The sequence below is a fragment of the Luteococcus sanguinis genome, assembly GCF_039527675.1.
GTDB classification, from domain to species: Bacteria; Actinomycetota; Actinomycetes; order Propionibacteriales; family Propionibacteriaceae; genus Luteococcus; species Luteococcus sanguinis.
The window spans coordinates 41219-58315 of the sequence record NZ_BAAAKI010000013.1 but is presented as its reverse complement, the minus strand read 5'-3'; the positions used below and the strand labels follow the sequence as shown (position 1 = coordinate 58315).

The window sequence follows — 17097 nt, the reverse complement described above, 5'->3', positions numbered from 1 at the left end:
GTGTGCTGCGTCCGCGCTCGGACGAGCGTCCGGATCCTTTCTCGCGGACTGATAGGGTCGCTCCGATCCGCACACCCAGCACTTGCTCGCGGCGTCGGGCAGGGGAGGACGGCCATGACCTCAACTCAGTCGGTTTCGTTTGATCAGACGATTCCCGCGATTCTGGTTCTCGAGGATGGCCGCCATTTCCGCGGCACCTCCTTCGGTGCCACCGGCGAGACCTTCGGTGAGGCGGTGTTCTCCACCGGGATGTCCGGCTACCAGGAGACACTGACCGACCCCAGCTACCACCGCCAGGTCGTCATCGCGACCGCGCCGCACATCGGCAACACCGGCTGGAACGACGAGGACGACGAGAGTTCCCGCATCTGGGTCGCCGGCTATGTCGTCCGCGACCCCGCCCGCATCCCGTCCAACTGGCGCTCCGTGCGCAGCCTGGACGACGAACTGCGCAGCCAGGGCATCGTCGGCATCAGCGAGGTCGACACCCGCGCGCTGACCCGCCACCTGCGTGAGCGCGGCGCGATGCGCGTCGGCATTTCCACCGAGACCCTCGACCCCCAGGCACTGCTCGCCAAGGTGCTCGAGCAGCCCGGCATGGAGGGGGCGAACCTCGTCGACGACGTCACGGTCCCCGAGACCGAGGTCGTCGCTGCCATCGGTGAGAAGAAGTTCACCGTCGCCGCCATCGACCTCGGCATCAAGGCGATGACACCCGCGCAGATGGCGCGCCGCGGCATCGAGGTGCATGTGCTGCCCGCCACCGCCACGCTGGACGACGTCAAGGCCGTCAACCCCGACGGCGTCTTCTTCTCCAATGGCCCCGGTGACCCGGCCACCGCTGACGCACAGGTCGAACTGCTGCAGAGTGTGCTCGACGCGGGCCTGCCCTACTTCGGCATTTGCTTCGGCAACCAGCTCTTCGGCCGAGCGCTCGGGTTCGGCACCTACAAGCTGAAGTACGGCCACCGCGGCATCAACCAGCCCGTCATGGACCGCACCACCCGCAAGGTCGAGATCACCGCCCACAACCACGGCTTCGCCGTCGACGCCCCGCTCGACCGCGCCACCGAGACCCCCTACGGCAACGCCAGCGTCAGCCACGTCTGCCTCAACGACGACGTGGTGGAGGGCCTGGAACTGCACCGCGACGACCAGCTCGTCGGCTTCTCGGTGCAGTACCACCCGGAGGCAGCAGCCGGCCCCCACGACGCCGACTACCTCTTCGACCGTTTCGTGCAGATGATGCAAGGGGGGACGACCGCCCGCGAAGCGACTCTGGAGCGAAGCATCAAGCACGAACCCCCCGCTTCGTCGCGCGAACCGGCCTCCGCAGGGTCCGGCCCGCGCTCCGGCGAGGACGAGGACGAGGTCAGCATCACCGCCAGCACCCAGGAGAACTGAGCACATGCCGAAGCGCACCGACATCCACTCGATCCTGGTCATCGGGTCGGGTCCGATCGTCATCGGCCAGGCGGCCGAGTTCGACTACTCCGGCACCCAGGCCTGCCGCGTGCTGCGCGAGGAGGGTTACCGGGTGATCCTGGTGAACTCCAACCCCGCCACGATCATGACCGACCCCCAGTTCGCGGACGCGACCTACATCGAGCCGATCACCCCCGAGTTCGTCGAGAAGGTGATCGCCAAGGAGCGTCCCGACGCGATCCTGCCCACCCTGGGCGGGCAGACCGCGCTGAACGCGGCGGTGTCCCTGCACGAGAACGGCGTGCTGGGCACGTACGGCGTCGAGATGATCGGCGCCAACTTCGATGCCATCCAGCGCGGCGAGGACCGGGAGAAGTTCAAGGAGATCGTCGAGTCCCTCGAGGTGCTGGGCGACGCCGACGGCAACACCCCCGGCGGCCGCGCGGGAGTTGCCCGCTCGGTCATCTGCCACACCATGGACGAGGTGGTCGCCGCCGCCGACCAGCTCGGCTACCCGGTCGTCGTCCGTCCGTCGTTCACCATGGGCGGCCTGGGCTCGGGCTTCGCGCACGACGAGGCCGAGCTGCGCCGCATCGCCGGCGCCGGTCTGGACGCCAGCCCCTCCACCGAGGTGCTGATCGAGGAGTCGATCATCGGGTGGAAGGAGTACGAGCTGGAGGTGATGCGCGACAAGGCCGACAATGTCGTGATCATCTGTTCCATCGAGAACCTGGACCCGATGGGCGTCCACACCGGTGACTCCATCACTGTCGCCCCCGCGATGACGCTGACCGACCGGGAATACCAGCACATGCGCGATGTCGGCATCGAGATCATCCGTCGCGTCGGCGTAGACACCGGTGGCTGCAACATCCAGTTCGCCATCAACCCCGACGACGGCCGCATGATCGTCATCGAGATGAACCCCCGCGTCTCGCGTTCGTCTGCGCTGGCCTCCAAGGCCACCGGCTTCCCGATCGCCAAGATCGCCGCCAAGGTCGCCGTCGGCTACACCCTGGACGAGATCGACAACGACATCACCGAGCAGACGCCGGCCTCCTTCGAGCCCACGCTCGACTACGTCGTCGTCAAGGTGCCCCGCTTCGCCTTCGAGAAGTTCCCGACCGCCGACGGCGTGCTCACCACCCACATGAAGTCGGTGGGTGAGGCGATGGCCATCGGACGCAACTTCACCGAGGCCCTGGGCAAGGCGCTGCGGTCGCTGGAGGACTCCAAGGCGCCCTTCCTGCTGACCCCGCCCAAGCGCTCCAAGGACGACTTGCTGGAGGCCATCCGCATTCCACACGATGGGCGTCTGGGCGAGGTCTTCCAGGCCCTGATGGCCGGTGCCAGCGAGCAGGAGATCTTCGACGCCACCAAGATCGACCCCTGGTTCATCGACCAGCTCGTCATCCTGGTCGAGGTGGCCCGCGAGGTGGCCGATGCCAAGGAGCTCACCCCCGACCTGCTGCGTCGCGCGAAGCGGCACGGATTCTCGGACGGGCAGATCGGCGCGGCCCACCACATGTCCGTCGACGTCGTCCGCGGCGTGCGCTGGGCGCTGGGCATCCGTCCGGTCTACAAGACGGTCGACACCTGTGCGGCCGAGTTCGCGGCCCGGACGCCGTATTTCTACTCCTCCTATGACGAGGAGTCGGAGGTGCAGCCGCGCACGAAACCCGCCGTGCTGATCCTCGGCTCGGGCCCGAACCGCATCGGCCAGGGCATTGAGTTCGACTACTCCTGCGTGCACGCGGCGATGGCGTTGACCGAGGCCGGCTACGAGTCGATCATGATCAACTGCAACCCCGAGACGGTCTCCACCGACTACGACACCTCCGACCGGCTCTACTTCGAGCCCCTCACGCTCGAGGACGTGCTGGAGATCTATCACGCGGAGTGCCAGGCCGGTCCGGTCGCCGGGGTGGTCGTGCAGCTCGGCGGGCAGACCCCGCTGAAGCTGGCCCAGCAGCTGAAGGATGCGGGCGTCCCGATCGTCGGCACGAGCCCCGAGGCGATCCATCTGGCCGAGGAGCGCGGCGCCTTCGAGGCCGTCCTCGCCGATGCCGGCCTACGGGCCCCCGCGCACGGCATGGCCGTCTCCTTCGACCAGGCGCGCGTGGTCGCCGAGCAGATCGGCTACCCGGTGCTGGTGCGCCCCAGCTATGTGCTGGGCGGACGTGGGATGGAGATCGTCTACGACGAGGCCAGCCTGCAGCGCTACATCGCCAGCTCCACCCTGATCAGCCCCACCAGCCCCGTGTTGGTCGACCGCTTCCTGCAGGACGCGGTCGAGATCGACGTGGACGCGCTCTATGACGGCGTTGAGCTGTACATGGGCGGCGTGATGGAGCACATCGAGGAGGCCGGTGTGCACTCCGGCGACTCCGCCTGCGCGCTCCCGCCGATCACCCTGGGTGAGGAGGTCGTGGACCAGATCCGTGTCTCCACCGAGGCGATCGCCCGCGGCGTCGGGGTGCACGGCCTGATCAACATCCAGTTCGCGCTGGCCGGGGACACCCTCTACGTCCTCGAGGCCAACCCGCGCGCCAGTCGCACCGTCCCTTTCGTCTCGAAGGCGACCGCGACCGAGCTGGCCAAGGCAGCGACCTTGATCATGATGGGCTCGACCATCCAAGAACTGCGCGACCAGGGTGTGCTGCGCGCCGAGGTCGATGGCACCCACACCTGGCCCGGTGTCCCGATCGCGGTGAAGGAGGCGGTGCTCCCGTTCAACCGTTTCCGCACTCCCGAGGGTCACAATGTCGACACCATCCTCGGCCCGGAGATGCGCTCCACCGGCGAGGTGATGGGCCTGTCAACCACCTTCGGCGAGGCCTTCGCGAAGGGCCAGATCGCCGCCGGGCAGATCCTGCCCACCTCGGGCAACTTCTTCGTCGCGATGGCCAACAAGGACAAGCGCCACTCGATCTTCCCGGTCAAGCGCCTCTTCGACCTTGGCTTCACCATCCTGGCCACCCAGGGCACCGCGAACGTCCTCGGACGTCAGGGCGTGTCCACGACGGTCGTCCGCAAGTTTTCGGACGGACGTGGGCCGAACGGTGAGCCGACGATCGTCGACCTGATCCGCGACGGCTTGGTGGACGCAGTGTTCAACACCCCCGGCAAGCCGACCGGCTCCGAGCGCGCCGACGGCTACGAGATCCGCGCGTCGTCGGTCGTCCACAATGCCCCCTGCATCACCACCGCGCAGGGCCTTGCCGCGACGGTCCAGGCCGTCGAAGCCCTGTGTGCACAGGAACAGGGCGCCGAGATCGGCGTGAAGTCGCTGCAGGAGTGGGGCGCCGAGGTTCAGGCCCAGGTCGCCCAGGCGGGCAAGTGATGGACCGGCCCGTTGCCGGTGCCGCGGCGCGTGCGGCGGCCGAGCGAGCGTTGCTGCTCGGCTACCGCAGTGCAGTCCGTCCGGCACTGTTCGCCAGCCATGGCGGGGACGCGGAGAAGATCCACGAGCAGATGATCGACGTGCTGGGACGGATCCCGGCTCCCGCCGCGCAGGCGGCCGCGAAGGTGGTCCGGCGGGGGACCCCGGTGGAGATGGCCGGCATCACCTTCCCGTCGCGGGTGGGTGTTGCTGCCGGTCTGGACAAGAACGGCATTGCCGCTCGGGCCTGGGCCGGGATGGGTTTCGGCTTCGCCGAGCTGGGGACGGTCACCGCGATGCCCCAGCCGGGCAACGAGAAACCGCGCGTGTTCCGGGCCAGGGCCTCCGAGGGCGTCGTCAACCGGATGGGCTTCAACAACGACGGTGCGCAGGCGCTCGCCGATCGGCTCACCGGTTGGGGAGTGCGCCGCGGCAACCAGGCACTGGGTATCCCGCTGGGCATCTCGATCGGCAAGAACAAGGTCGTCGAGCTGCCCGGTGCGATCGAGAACTATCTGGCCAGCTTCGACGCCCTGGCGCCCCTGGCCGATTACGTGGCACTCAATGTTTCCAGCCCCAACACGCCCGGGCTGCGCAAGCTCCAAGACGGTGACCAGTTGCGCGACCTGACCCGTGCGCTGGTGGCGCGTGCTGCCGAACTGGATGCTGCGAACCCCGTGCCGATCTTCGTGAAGCTGGCCCCCGACCTGGAGACCGACGCGCTCTACGAGGCGATCGGGGTCTGCGAGCTGGCGGGCGTCAGTGGCCTGATCGCGACCAACACGACGCTGTCCCGCGACGGCCTGGCGGCTGCCGACAAGGCCCTCGTGGACGAGGCCGGGGGGCTGTCCGGTGCGCCGCTCACCAACAAGGCACTGCGTGTGGTCGAGAGGATCGTCGCCCACACCGAGCTCCCCGTGATGGGAGCGGGCGGCATCATGACCCCTGGCCATGCACAGGCGATGTTCGATGCGGGCGCCAAGCTGGTGCAGGTCTACACAGGATTCATCTACAACGGTCCGGCGCTGGTGAGCGGCATCAACTCGCTCTGAGCCCACGAAGGCGTTCGTGCTTTCCGTACGCAATGGCGTACGCTGGGGGGTATGCCTGCCGTCCCCGCCACCACTGCGCGAGCCAATCTCTACCGACTGATCGACCAGGTCAACGAGGAGTCCGAGCCGCTGACCATCACCGGCCAGCGTGGAAATGCCGTGCTGGTCGGCGAGGACGACTGGCGAGCCATCCAGGAGACCATCTACCTCGAGTCGGTGCCGGGCATGGCGGCTTCGATCCGCGAGGCCCGCGCCGAGGGCATCGAGGCGGGCTCCGAAGAGCTTGACTGGTGAGCACCTGGCGGATCGTCTACTCGCGACAAGCACAGAAGGACGCCAAGAAGCTCGCAACGTCAGGGCTAAAGCCGAAGGCGCAGGCCCTGCTTGAGGTCATTGCCGGGGATCCCTTGGCCAATCCGCCACGCTACGAGAAGCTCGTTGGGGATCTCGCGGGCTGCTATTCGCGCCGCATCAACATCCAGCACCGACTGGTCTACGAAGTCATGCCCGACGAGCACACCATCCACGTCTTGCGCATGTGGACCCACTACGAGTGACGCATGAAACTCCCGCTGTGAGCAGCGGGCACCTGAGGGATGGAATGATGGACCCACTCCCACGAAAGGCGCCGCACCCATGACCTACGCCGAACGACTCAAGGCACTCACCGAGGAGCGCGGCGCGCTGTGCGTCGGGATCGACCCGCACGCCCAGTCCCTGGCCCACTGGGGCCTGGACGACGACGTCGCCGGCCTCGAGGCCTTTGCTCGGGGCATCGTCGAAGTGCTGGGGGAGCGGGTGGCGGTCTTCAAGCCCCAGTCCGCCTTCTACGAGGTCCACGGATCGGCTGGCATCGCCGTGCTGGAACGACTGCTGGAAGACATCCGCCAGGCCGGGGCGCTCAGCGTCCTGGACGTGAAGCGCGGTGACATCGGCTCCACCATGGCCGGCTATGCCCGCGCCTACCTTGCCGACGAGGCCTCCCTGCGCGCCGACGCGATCACCCTGAGCCCCTACCTGGGGTTCGAGTCCCTGCGTCCGGCGATCGACCTCGCGCACGAGACCGGCCGTGGCATCTACGTGTTGGCCCGCACGTCCAACCCCGAGGGCGGCCAGGTGCAGCTCAGCAAGGGTGATGACGGACGGGTCGTGGCCCAGCAGGTGATCGACGATGCCGCGGCCGAGAACGCCCGCTCGGGCCAGAACGCCCTCGGTCTGGTCGTCGGCGGTACCCACGCCGACGCCGGTGTCGACGTCTCGCACTTCAACGGCTCGATCCTGGTGCCCGGCATCGGCGCCCAGGGCGGGACCATCGAGGGCCTGCGCGGCATCTTCGGTGACGCCGTCGACCTGCTGCTGCCATCCGCGAGCCGCGAGGTCGCCCATGGTGGGCCCTCTGTCGAGGGCCTGGTGGACCGCGTCCAGACATTGCTCGGACGCTGACAGCACTCGCACCGTGCCCGGACCCCGCCAAAGGGGTGCACTGACGCGCAAGTGCTTGTAGTTTGTGCATTGACCCGGGAATCGACGCCCGGGCACATGGATGAAATGGAGAAGGTCGTGGCGATTCCTACACTCTCCCCGGAGCAGTTGCAGGCCGCTCGGGAGGCCGCAACACAGGCACGTCGTGCACGCGCCGAACTGAAGGTCCAGGTGCGCTCGGGGCAGCTGAGCCTGACCCAGGCGCTCGATGCGGCCGCACAGGACGACGTGCTCGCGCACGTCAAGGTTGTCGACCTGCTCAAGGCGATGCCGCGCGTCGGAGACAAGCGCGCCGCGGAGATCATGGAGCGACTCGAGATCGCGGCGAACCGCCGCGTTCGCGGCCTCGGTCGTCACCAAGTGGCGGGACTCAAGGCCGAGTTCGAGTGAGCGACCCAGCCACCACGGCTGGGTCTGCCCCGCGTGTCTTCGTCGTCTCCGGGCCCACTGCAGTGGGCAAGGGGACGGTTGTCGCATGCCTGAAGCGGCTCCACCCGGAGGTCTTCGTCAGCGTCTCGGCCACCACCCGGCCGCCGCGGCCCGGTGAGGTGGAGGGCGTTCACTACCACTTCGTCGACGACGTCGCCTTCGACGACCTAGTCGCCCACGACGGCCTGCTGGAATGGGCGGTCGTCCACGGGCGACACAGGTATGGCACCCCGCGCGCGGAGGTCGAGCGCGCCGTCGAGCAGGGACGGGTCGTCGTTCTCGAGATCGACCTGCAGGGCGCCGAGCAGGTGCGTCGCACCTACCCACAAGCCTGCCAGGTCTTCATCGACCCGCCCGACTGGGACGAGCTGGTGCGTCGACTGGTGGGCCGGGGAACCGAGACTCCCGAGCAGCAGGCCCGCCGGCTGGAGACCGCCCGGCGTGAGCTGGCGCTCGCCGAGGGCTTCGACCACCGCGTCACGAATCGCGAAGTCGATCAAACCGTGGCCGATTTGGTAGGCTTGTTTGGCTTGTGACCGCGCGTCCGGCCACGCCGTCACGGGGGTTTCCCCGTCTCGTCCGAAACGCCACATCTTTCGAAACGAAGGTTCACCTTGAGCAACCAGACACCTGAGGGCATCGTCAACCCGCCGATTGACGACCTGCTGGACTCCGTCGACTCGAAGTACCGCCTGGTGCTGTTCGCGGCCAAGCGCGCCCGTCAGATCAACGCCTACTACTCCCAGCTGGGCGAGGGCCTGCTCGAGAACGTGGGCCCGCTGGTCGAGACCGGCGTGCAGGAGAAGCCGCTGAGCATCGCCATGCGCGAGATCCAGGCGCACCAGCTCGAGTGCATCGAGATCGATCCCGAGGCCGAGTCCGCCGCGCGGGCCCAGGCTGCGGCCGATCCCGAGTTCAGCTTCGCCGATCCCTTCGGCGACCTCGACCCGGCCTGAGCCCAAGCCGCACAGACATGAACGCCACCGGCCACCTGCCTGGCGAACCCGAGGCCGCCGTGCCCCGGGTCGTCCTCGGGGTGGCCGGTGGCATTGCTGCCTACAAGTCGTGCGAGGTTGTACGACGGCTGCGTGACCACGGCGTCGTCGTCGACGTCGTGCCCACGCCCAGCTCGCTGAACTTCGTCGGCCTCGCCACCTGGCAGGCCCTGTCCGGGCGTCCGGTCGCCACCGACGTGTGGAGCGACATCACCGAGGTTCCGCACGTCCGTCTCGGCCAGCAGGCCGACCTCATCGTCGTCGCCCCGGCCACCGCCGACCTGCTCGCGCGCGCCGCCCAGGGTCGGGCGGACGACCTGCTCACCAATGTGCTGCTCACCGCGCGCTGCCCGGTGGTGATGTTCCCCGCGATGCACACCGAGATGTGGCAGCACGCCGCCACCACGGCGAACGTCGCCACCCTGCGCTCGCGCGGAGTGGTCGTGAAGGACCCCGCGTCCGGCCGGCTGACTGGCGCCGACATCGGGGCCGGACGGCTGCCCGAGCCGGCCGAGGTGGTCGACATCGTCCTGCAGCTGCTGGAGGGTGGCGCGGACGCTGCCCGCAAGGCGGCCGAACATGACCTGAGCGGACGTCGCGTCGTCATCTCCGCAGGCGGGACGCGCGAGTATCTCGACCCGGTCCGCTTCCTCGGCAACTCGTCCTCTGGCCTGATGGGCGTTGCCCTGGCACGCGAGGCCGCGCTGCGGGGTGCCGAGGTGACCCTGGTTGCGGCCCACGTCGAGACCGAACTGCCGAGCGGGGTGGTGATCGAGCGGGTCTCCAGCACCACAGACCTGCGTGACGCCATGGTCGGTCTCGCGCGGGACGCCGAGGTCGTGATCATGGCCGCCGCTCCTGCCGATTTCACCCCTGCGCAGGCCAGCGACACCAAGATCAAGAAGAACGGCGATGGCGGGTTGGACCTGGACCTCGTCCAGACGCCCGACGTGCTGGCCGGTCTGGCCGCCTCCAAGCCGGATGGGCAGGTGCTGGTCGGCTTCGCGGCCGAGACCGCGCCCGACCGGGAAGAGCTGATTGGGTTGGGACGCACCAAGCTTGCCCACAAGGGCTGCGACCTGTTGGTGCTCAACGACGTCTCCGGCGGGAAGGTCTTCGGGCTGGCGACCACCAGCGTGGTCGTGCTCGGGGCCGATGGACCCCTGTCCGCCGTGACCGGTTCCAAGTCCGCGGCCGCCGCCGCGATCATCGACGCAGCCGCCCAGCGGCTCGTCCCCAGAACGCCCCGCCAGGGGTAGCGCCCCGCCAGGGGCCAGTGGTCGGGCTTGTCGCCCGATGTGAAAACACACCAGGCCCCCTCGCCGAGGGGGCCGTACCGCAGGGCTCTTCGCCCCGCAGAAGGAGTACCACCGTGAGCAGACTGTTCACCTCGGAATCAGTCACCGAGGGACATCCCGACAAGGTCGCCGACGCCATCAGCGATGCCGTCCTCGACGCCATGCTCGAACAGGACCGCACTTCGCGCGTCGCCGTCGAGACCCTCGTCACCACCGGCCTGGTCGTCGTCGCCGGCGAGGTGACCACCGAGGCCTACGCCGACATCAATGGCCTGGCCCGTCAAACCGTCCTCGACATCGGCTACGACTCGTCCGAGAAGGGCTTCGACGGGCGCTCATGCGGCGTCACCGTCGCCATCGGCTCCCAGTCGCCCGACATCGCCCAGGGCGTTGACAAGGCCTACGAGAACCGTGAGGGCTCTGGCGATGAGCTTGACCTGCAGGGTGCCGGCGACCAGGGCCTGATGTTCGGTTACGCGTGCCGCGAGACCTCCTCGCTGATGCCGCTGCCGATCGACTTGGCGCATCGCCTCTCGGAGCAGCTCACGCAGGTCCGCAAGGATGGCACGCTGGACTACCTGCGTCCCGACGGCAAGACCCAGGTGACCATCGACTACGACCAGGACGGACGCCCGGTGGGTGTGGACACGATCGTCGTCTCCACCCAGCACGCTGAGGGCACCTCGATCGAGCGCACCATCACCCCCGACCTGATCAAGCACGTCATCGATCCGGTGTTGGCGCGCTACGAGCTCACCACCGAGGGCATCAAGACCTACGTCAACCCCACCGGCAAGTTCGTCATTGGCGGGCCGATGGGTGACGCGGGCGTGACCGGCCGCAAGATCATCGTCGACACCTACGGCGGCATGGCCCGCCACGGTGGCGGTGCCTTCTCCGGCAAGGACCCGTCCAAGGTTGACCGTTCCGCCGCCTATGCGATGCGGTGGGTGGCCAAGAACGTCGTCGCGGCCGAGCTGGCCGACCGCTGCGAGGTGCAGGTGGCCTACGCCATCGGCAAGGCTGCCCCGGTTGGTTTCTACATCGACACCTTCGGTACCGCGAAGTTCGACGAGGAGAAGATCAAGGCCGCCGTGCTGGACGTCTTCGACCTGCGCCCGGCCGCGATCGTGCGCGACCTGGATCTGCTCAACACCCGCTACTCGACCTTCACTGCCTACGGCCACTTCGGCCGTGAACTGCCCGGGATGAACTGGGAGCGGACCGACCGGGTCGAGGCGCTGCGAGCCGCAATCTGAGGCTGGCCAGCCGCCTCACCGGGAGCGAGAAGGCAGTACCCACGAGCAGACCCAGGGCAATCGCCGCGACGAGCACCAGGACCGCGACGAGGCTCTGGGTCTGTCCCGTTCCCAGCCCGACGGACGTGATGCCGAGCAGACCGAGCGTCCCGGGGACGAGCAGCCAGAAGGACGGCAGGAAGACGATCAGGCGGGGGACGTCGAACCGCGTCTCGATCCAGCTGGCGAGGAAGCTGGCGATCGCGCCGCCGGCGAAGGCACCCACCGGAACGGTCGGCCAGTGGTGCTGACCATTGGCCTGGGCGACGTAGGTGGCCACCAGGACGGGCGCGACATAGGCGAGCATCCGCATCGGGAGTGCCTCCGACCAGCAGATGCCGAAGGCGATTGCGGCGACGCCCAGCGGGGGAGCCCACCAACCCAGCTCGTCGATCCGCAGGTTGGTCAGTTGGGAGGAGGGAAAGCCGAGCAGCAGTGCCGCGGAGACCGTACCCAGGGCTGCCAACAGCAGCTGAACCAGGCCGAAGGCCGCCCGGGCACCGCCGGAGACCATCGCTCCGGTGGCCAGTTCGGCCATCGCGGTGGACAACAGGGCGCCTGGCAGCAGGATGGCCACCGGGCAGATCAGCGTGCGCAGGGGTCCGTCCATCCAGCCCTGTTGGGTGCACCACAAGATGATGAGCGACACGGCCAAGGTGGCGACGACGGGCAGCAGGGCAGCCAGCAGCGCGTGCCGTGCTGACAGGCGGGTGAGCAGGGTGACGAGCAGGGAACAGCCAGCGACCAGCGCGACATTCGTCCAACCGGGCTGCATGACCAGGCAGATGCCCAGCGCCACCAGCATGTTGCCCCAGTAGCTCGCCCACACGCCGTAGGTGTGCGGCTTGCGGCGGATCTGCGCGAGCCTGGCGACGGCCTGGGCGACGGTCAGGCGTCCGGCCATCAACTGCTGGCGCACCTCGGCGGCGGCATAGGACTGGTCCAGCCGGAATGGGCCTTCATTGCGCTCGATCGACGCGGGCCCGCCGGAGGTGAGGGAGAGCATGACGGTGGTCGGCAGCGCGCTGACCTGGACATTGGGGTAGCCGAGGTGTCGTCCGACGAGTTTCACGTCGGCCTCGGCGTCGGTGACGGTGGCGCCTCCGGCGACCAGCGCGACACCCAGGTAGCCCAGCAGCCGGCGGGTGTCGTCGTCGGAGAAGTCATTCACGCGGACACGATAGCGACCACTTCGTTCCCCGAACCTGGTGCCCCGAACGTTCCCCGAGCGCGCAACAACCGCCCCCGAGCCTGTGGAGGAGTTGTCTGGCCCACCGCCTAGCATCGAGGCCATGGAGTCACAGGACGCGTTGCTGGCGGGGGCCCCACCCGCGCGGGGCATCGCGCGGGTGGCCCTCGACGTCCCATTGCCGCACCTGGACCGCTTCTTCGACTACGAGGTCGCACCAACCGATGAGGCGGACGCCGTGGTCGGCGCCCGGGTGCGGACGCGCTTCGCCGGGCAACTGCGCGACGGCTTCATCGTCGAACGTCCGACCAGCACCGATGTCGCCGGACGCCTGTCTCCGCTGGGCAAGGTGGTCTCCGCGGAATCGGTCCTCGGACCCACCCAGATCGCGCTCGTGCGCGCGGTGGCTGACCACTGCGCCGGAAGCTTCGCGGACGTGATGCGGCTCGCGGTGCCACCGCGGCACGCCGCCACCGAGAAGGCCGAGCGCAAGCCCTGGCCGGAGCCCTCGCTGCCAGAGGGTCCGCTGCCAGGAGGTGCCCCGGCCGGGCCGCTGGGCGGCTACCCGTGCGGCACGGAGATGCTCGACTCCCTGGCCTCCGGCGGCACCGGTCGTTGGTTCTGGCAGGTGGCGGCCTCGACGGCGCACGATCCGTGGGTGGGCCTGGTGCAGGCGACGGTCGCGACGTTGCGGTCTGGACGAGGAGTGCTGGTGCTCGTCCCCGACATCAAGGACCTCAACGGCCTGCGTGAACGACTCGGCAGCGCCATCGGTGCATCGTCGGTCGCCGTGCTGCACGCCGACCTCGGCCAGGCCGCTCGTTATCGGAACTTCCTGGCCCTGTCCCGCGGTGAGGCACGCGTCGTCATCGGCACCCGGGCTGCCGCCTTCGCCCCGATGCGGAACCTCGGCCTGACGGTTTTGTGGGACGACGGCGACGACCTGTGGTCCGAGCCCCGGGCCCCCTACTTCCACGCCCGCGATGTCGCCGCGATCCGTTCCACCCAAGAGCGCTGCGCGCTGCTGTTCGCGGGCCACGCCCGCAGTTGCGAGATGGAGTCGTGGATCGAGCGGGGCTGGGTGACGCCGGTGGCCCTCGAACCGGGCCTCGCGCGGCGGGAGGCGCCCGCGATCCGGGCCGCCGCCGATTCCGACAAGGCCTTGGAGCGGGACCCATTGGCGGGCAGCATCCGGTTGCCGCAGCTGGTCTTCGAGACGATCCGGGCCGGTCTCGCCGCAGGTCCGGTGCTGGTGCAGGTGCCGCGCGCTGGCTACCTCGTCGCCCTGTCCTGCCAGACCTGCCGCACGGGCGTCCGGTGCCCCCACTGCCAAGGTCCGGTGACGTCCAAACGCAGGGCCGACGGGCAGCAGTTGTCCTGCGGCTGGTGCGGGAAGATCGTCACCGGTTGGCGCTGCCCGAGCTGCGGTGACCACCGCCTCCGCGCCCCCGTCGTCGGCGCCGACCGGACGGCCGAGGAGCTGGGGCGGGCCTTCGCCGGAACGCGCGTCGTCGACTCGTCCGGCGGAACGGTCGTCCCGGAGATTCCCGACGAACCCGCCCTGGTGATCGCAACCCCCGGCGGTGAACCACACGCCCCGACCGGCTATGCGGCGGCCGTCCTGCTGGACGCCATGCAGCTGCTGGGACGACTGGACCTGAGGGCGGGGGAGGAGGCGCTGCGACGCTGGCTCAACGCGGCGGCACTGGTGCGTCCGGGCTCAGCGGGCGGAACCGTCGCCATCGTGGGGCCCGCGAACGACCGGACGCTGCAGGCCCTGGTCCGGCTCGACCCGGCCGGGTTCGCGCGGCGCGAGCTGGCGGAGCGGTTCGAGGCCCGGTTCCCACCGGCCGTGAAGTTCGTGACCCTGGAGGGGCGCCGCTCGGCGCTGGACGAGATGCTGGCCGCGACCGCCCTGCCAGAGGTCAGCGAGGTGCTCGGCCCGGTGCCCACCACCGAGGCGGACGTCGACCGGCTGGTGCTGCGTACGCCCTTGTCCCACGGACGTGAACTGACCCGTGCGGTGAAAGCCGCCAGCGCTGTGCGGTCGGCGAAGAAGATGGAGGGCTCGGTGCGCGTCCGCGTCGATCCCGCCCAGCTCGCCTGACCCGTCGTCGCCCGAATCGCGCCCGAGCCGCCCGGTAGGATCAGCCGGTGCGCATCGTCTTCGCTGGAACCCCTGAACCTGCCGTCCCCTGCCTGGTCGCCCTCGTGGCGGCCGGGCACGAGGTGGTCGGCGTGGTCACCCGTCCCGATGCACCGGCCGGCCGCGGCAAGAAGCTGACCGCATCGCCGGTCGCGCTGAAGGCCGAGGAACTGGGCCTCGAGGTCGTCAAGCCCGCGCACCCCCGCGACGAGGACTTCGTCGGCTGGCTCACCGAGAAGGCCCCGGAGGTCTGCCCGGTGGTGGCCTACGGTGCGCTGGTTCCCGACCACGTGCTCACCATTCCCACACACGGCTGGGTCAACCTGCACTTCTCGCTGCTGCCCGCCTACCGCGGCGCGGCACCCGTGCAGCGGGCGGTGATGGCCGGCGACATGCTCACCGGCGCGACCACCTTCGAACTCGTCCATGAACTCGACGCCGGCGACGTGTACCGCGCGATCACCGAGGAGATCGACGTCCTGGACACCGCTGGTGACCTGCTCGACCGGCTGGCCGTTCGTGGTGCCGAGCTGATGGTCGCCACGCTGGCCGACATCGAGGCCGGACGTCGACCCGTCCCGCAGGCGCCCGATGGTCTCTCGCTGGCACCCAAGGTGACCGTGGACGAGGTGCGCATCGACTGGACCAACCGAGCCTCCCGGATTGCCGCCCTGGCCCATGGCGCGAACCCGAACCCCGGAGCCTGGACCACCTACGACGGTGAGCGCTTCAAGGTGCTGCTTGCCCAGCCGACCCGACTGGACGAACCGCTGGACCCCGGTGAACTTCGCGCCACCAAGAAGGCCCTGTTCGTCGGCACCGGAGGTGGTTCGCTGGAGTTGCTGCGCGTCCAGGCGCACGGCAAGAAGGAGATGTCCGGCGCAGACTGGGCCCGCGGCGTGCGGCTCGGCAGCGACCCCGAGCGGACGGAGCGTTTCGCATGACCGATCGGTTCATCGACCTGGCCCGGATGGCGGCCTTCGACACCCTGCGCGACGTGCACGCGTCCGGCGCCTACACGAACCTCGCGCTGGCCGAGCAGACCCGCGCCCACGACCTTGACCGGCAGGAGGCGGCGCTGGCGACCGAGTTGGTCAACGGCACCTCCCGCTGGATGGGCACCTACGACCGCATCATCGAGACTGCCGCTGGCCGGACGCTCGACAGCCTGCAGCCCGCCATCGTGGACGTGCTGCGCCTGGGCACCCACCAGCTGCTCGGCATGCGCACCCCGACGCACGCGGCGGTGTCGACCTCGGTGGACCTGGCCGGAGTGGCGCTGGGGGAGCGGACGACGGGTGTGGTCAACGCGATCATCCGCAAGGTCGCCGCGCACGACTTCGACGAGTGGCTCCACATCATCACCGACGGCATGGGGGAGATGGGGGCGCTCGCGCTGCGCACCGGCCACCCGCGCTGGATCGTGGACGCCTGGGCCGCGGTGCTGCCGTCCAAGGAGCTGGCGGACGCGCTGGCCGCGGACAATGTCCCGCCGGTGCCGACGCTCGTCATCCGTCCCGGGTACTCGACGCTCGAGGAGCTCGTCGCCGCCGGGGGCACCGAAACCCAGTACTCGCCCTTCGGCGCGACCCGCGAGGGCAACCCCGCTGATGTCCCCGCCGTCAGGCAACGCCGGGCCGGTGTCCAGGACGAGGGCTCGCAGCTGGTCGCGCTCGCCCTGTCACGGGCCGAGGCCCCGGACGGACGCTGGCTCGACCTGTGCGCCGGCCCCGGCGGCAAGGCTGCCCTGCTCGCCGGGCTGGCCCGGCAGGCGGGGACCACCCTGCTGGCCAACGAGGTGCACGAGCACCGCGCGGAACTGGTGCGCAAGGCGGTGCGGGCCTATCCACACGGCACCGTCGAGATCGTCGTGGGCGACGGCACCGAGCCCACCTGGGAGCTGGCTTCGTTTGCGCGGGTGATGGCCGACGTCCCCTGCTCCGGGTTGGGGTCCCTGCGTCGTCGTCCCGAGTCACGGTGGCGCCGGGAGACCCAGGACGTCCGGGAACTGCGCGAGGTCCAGGTAGGGCTGCTGCGTGCGGCGATCGCGTCGGCCAAGCCCGGTGGCGTGGTGGCCTACGTCACCTGTTCCCCGCACAAGGCCGAGACCTCCGACATCGTTCGCACCGTGCTGGACGGCGACCTCGACCGCGAGGTGGAGGTGTTGGACGCCGCGTCCTTCCTGCCCGAGGTGTCCGACTGCCGTGCGCTGACCGACGAGCGCTTCGTCCAGTTGTGGCCCCATCGGCACGGCACGGACGCGATGTTCCTGGCGCTGCTCCGGGTGAGCTGACCGGCCTCTCGTTCCCCGAGCCCGCCCACGTTCCCCGAGCCTGTCCAGGGGCCCTGCGGCCAGCCGTCGCGAGACCCGAAGGGGTGTGCCGGGATCGTCGCCGACGCT

At 69.4% G+C, this 17097-nt stretch carries 15 protein-coding genes; 14 read left to right on the top strand and 1 reads right to left on the bottom strand.

The features are described 5' to 3' along the window. Nucleotides 1–114: 114 nt before the first annotated feature. The 11 genes from carA to metK all read left to right on the top strand — a co-directional run bounded on the left by carA (nucleotide 115) and on the right by metK (nucleotide 11322). Nucleotides 115–1404 carry a glutamine-hydrolyzing carbamoyl-phosphate synthase small subunit gene (gene carA / locus ABD089_RS09520; RefSeq protein WP_343886121.1) on the top strand — a complete coding sequence of 430 codons (1290 nt, stop codon included), beginning with the start codon at nucleotides 115–117 and terminating at the stop codon, nucleotides 1402–1404. 4 nt (nucleotides 1405–1408) lie between these two features. Continuing rightward, on the top strand, nucleotides 1409–4768 hold the full coding sequence (carB, locus tag ABD089_RS09515; protein WP_343886120.1) for a carbamoyl-phosphate synthase large subunit: 3360 nt from the start codon (nucleotides 1409–1411) through the stop codon (nucleotides 4766–4768). Continuing rightward, nucleotides 4768–5859 carry a quinone-dependent dihydroorotate dehydrogenase gene (locus ABD089_RS09510; protein ID WP_343886119.1) on the top strand — a complete coding sequence of 364 codons (1092 nt, stop codon included), beginning with the start codon at nucleotides 4768–4770 and terminating at the stop codon, nucleotides 5857–5859. The genes carB and ABD089_RS09510 overlap by 1 nt, the downstream gene beginning before the upstream one ends. A 51-nt stretch (nucleotides 5860–5910) precedes the next feature. After that, nucleotides 5911–6153, top strand: a complete 243-nt coding sequence (locus tag ABD089_RS09505; protein WP_343886118.1) for a type II toxin-antitoxin system Phd/YefM family antitoxin — start codon at nucleotides 5911–5913, stop codon at nucleotides 6151–6153. Beyond that, nucleotides 6150–6416: a Txe/YoeB family addiction module toxin gene (locus ABD089_RS09500; protein ID WP_343886117.1), complete on the top strand. Its 267-nt coding sequence runs from the start codon at nucleotides 6150–6152 to the stop codon at nucleotides 6414–6416. Before ABD089_RS09505 ends, ABD089_RS09500 begins: the two co-directional genes overlap by 4 nt. A gap of 79 nt (nucleotides 6417–6495) precedes the next feature. Continuing rightward, nucleotides 6496–7302, top strand: a complete 807-nt coding sequence (gene pyrF / locus ABD089_RS09495) for an orotidine-5'-phosphate decarboxylase (protein ID WP_343886116.1) — start codon at nucleotides 6496–6498, stop codon at nucleotides 7300–7302. 105 nt (nucleotides 7303–7407) lie between these two features. Next, nucleotides 7408–7731: an integration host factor, actinobacterial type gene (gene mihF / locus ABD089_RS09490; RefSeq protein ID WP_343886288.1), complete on the top strand. Its 324-nt coding sequence runs from the start codon at nucleotides 7408–7410 to the stop codon at nucleotides 7729–7731. Next, complete coding sequence (gmk, locus tag ABD089_RS09485; RefSeq protein ID WP_343886115.1) at nucleotides 7728–8306, top strand: guanylate kinase; 579 nt, start codon at nucleotides 7728–7730, stop codon at nucleotides 8304–8306. The genes mihF and gmk overlap by 4 nt, the downstream gene beginning before the upstream one ends. Before the next feature lie 78 nt (nucleotides 8307–8384). Next, nucleotides 8385–8726 carry a DNA-directed RNA polymerase subunit omega gene (gene rpoZ, locus ABD089_RS09480; protein ID WP_343886114.1) on the top strand — a complete coding sequence of 114 codons (342 nt, stop codon included), beginning with the start codon at nucleotides 8385–8387 and terminating at the stop codon, nucleotides 8724–8726. Between the two features lie 17 nt (nucleotides 8727–8743). Beyond that, nucleotides 8744–10024: a bifunctional phosphopantothenoylcysteine decarboxylase/phosphopantothenate--cysteine ligase CoaBC gene (gene coaBC, locus ABD089_RS09475; protein WP_386769658.1), complete on the top strand. Its 1281-nt coding sequence runs from the start codon at nucleotides 8744–8746 to the stop codon at nucleotides 10022–10024. A gap of 113 nt (nucleotides 10025–10137) precedes the next feature. Then, nucleotides 10138–11322 carry a methionine adenosyltransferase gene (metK, locus tag ABD089_RS09470; RefSeq protein ID WP_343886113.1) on the top strand — a complete coding sequence of 395 codons (1185 nt, stop codon included), beginning with the start codon at nucleotides 10138–10140 and terminating at the stop codon, nucleotides 11320–11322. Here the strand turns inward: metK and ABD089_RS09465 are convergent. Further along, complete coding sequence (locus ABD089_RS09465) at nucleotides 11234–12532, bottom strand: threonine/serine exporter family protein (protein ID WP_343886111.1); 1299 nt, start codon at nucleotides 12530–12532, stop codon at nucleotides 11234–11236. The genes metK and ABD089_RS09465 overlap by 89 nt on opposite strands. 121 nt (nucleotides 12533–12653) lie before the next feature. Here ABD089_RS09465 and ABD089_RS09460 point away from each other — a divergent pair, with 121 nt between their 5' ends. From ABD089_RS09460 to ABD089_RS09450, 3 genes are read left to right on the top strand one after another with little or no spacing between them, the layout of a single operon-like run. Next, nucleotides 12654–14657 (top strand): primosomal protein N', encoded by a 2004-nt coding sequence (locus ABD089_RS09460; RefSeq protein ID WP_343886110.1) that lies wholly within the window; start codon nucleotides 12654–12656, stop codon nucleotides 14655–14657. A gap of 47 nt (nucleotides 14658–14704) precedes the next feature. Next, the gene (fmt, locus tag ABD089_RS09455; protein ID WP_343886109.1) at nucleotides 14705–15640 is read left to right on the top strand and encodes a methionyl-tRNA formyltransferase; all 936 of its coding nucleotides are present in this window, start codon (nucleotides 14705–14707) and stop codon (nucleotides 15638–15640) included. Beyond that, on the top strand, nucleotides 15637–16989 hold the full coding sequence (locus ABD089_RS09450; RefSeq protein WP_343886108.1) for an RsmB/NOP family class I SAM-dependent RNA methyltransferase: 1353 nt from the start codon (nucleotides 15637–15639) through the stop codon (nucleotides 16987–16989). The genes fmt and ABD089_RS09450 overlap by 4 nt, the downstream gene beginning before the upstream one ends. Nucleotides 16990–17097 lie beyond the last annotated feature (108 nt).

Coding starts and splice junctions, on each gene's coding strand:
- ABD089_RS09450 (WP_343886108.1), top strand. CDS start 15,637: ATGACCGATCGGTTCATCGACCTGGCCCGGATGGCGGCCTTCGACACC.
- mihF (WP_343886288.1), top strand. CDS start 7,408: ATGGAGAAGGTCGTGGCGATTCCTACACTCTCCCCGGAGCAGTTGCAG.
- pyrF (WP_343886116.1), top strand. CDS start 6,496: ATGACCTACGCCGAACGACTCAAGGCACTCACCGAGGAGCGCGGCGCG.
- ABD089_RS09460 (WP_343886110.1), top strand. CDS start 12,654: ATGGAGTCACAGGACGCGTTGCTGGCGGGGGCCCCACCCGCGCGGGGC.
- ABD089_RS09510 (WP_343886119.1), top strand. CDS start 4,768: ATGGACCGGCCCGTTGCCGGTGCCGCGGCGCGTGCGGCGGCCGAGCGA.
- carB (WP_343886120.1), top strand. CDS start 1,409: ATGCCGAAGCGCACCGACATCCACTCGATCCTGGTCATCGGGTCGGGT.
- coaBC (WP_386769658.1), top strand. CDS start 8,744: ATGAACGCCACCGGCCACCTGCCTGGCGAACCCGAGGCCGCCGTGCCC.
- carA (WP_343886121.1), top strand. CDS start 115: ATGACCTCAACTCAGTCGGTTTCGTTTGATCAGACGATTCCCGCGATT.
- ABD089_RS09505 (WP_343886118.1), top strand. CDS start 5,911: ATGCCTGCCGTCCCCGCCACCACTGCGCGAGCCAATCTCTACCGACTG.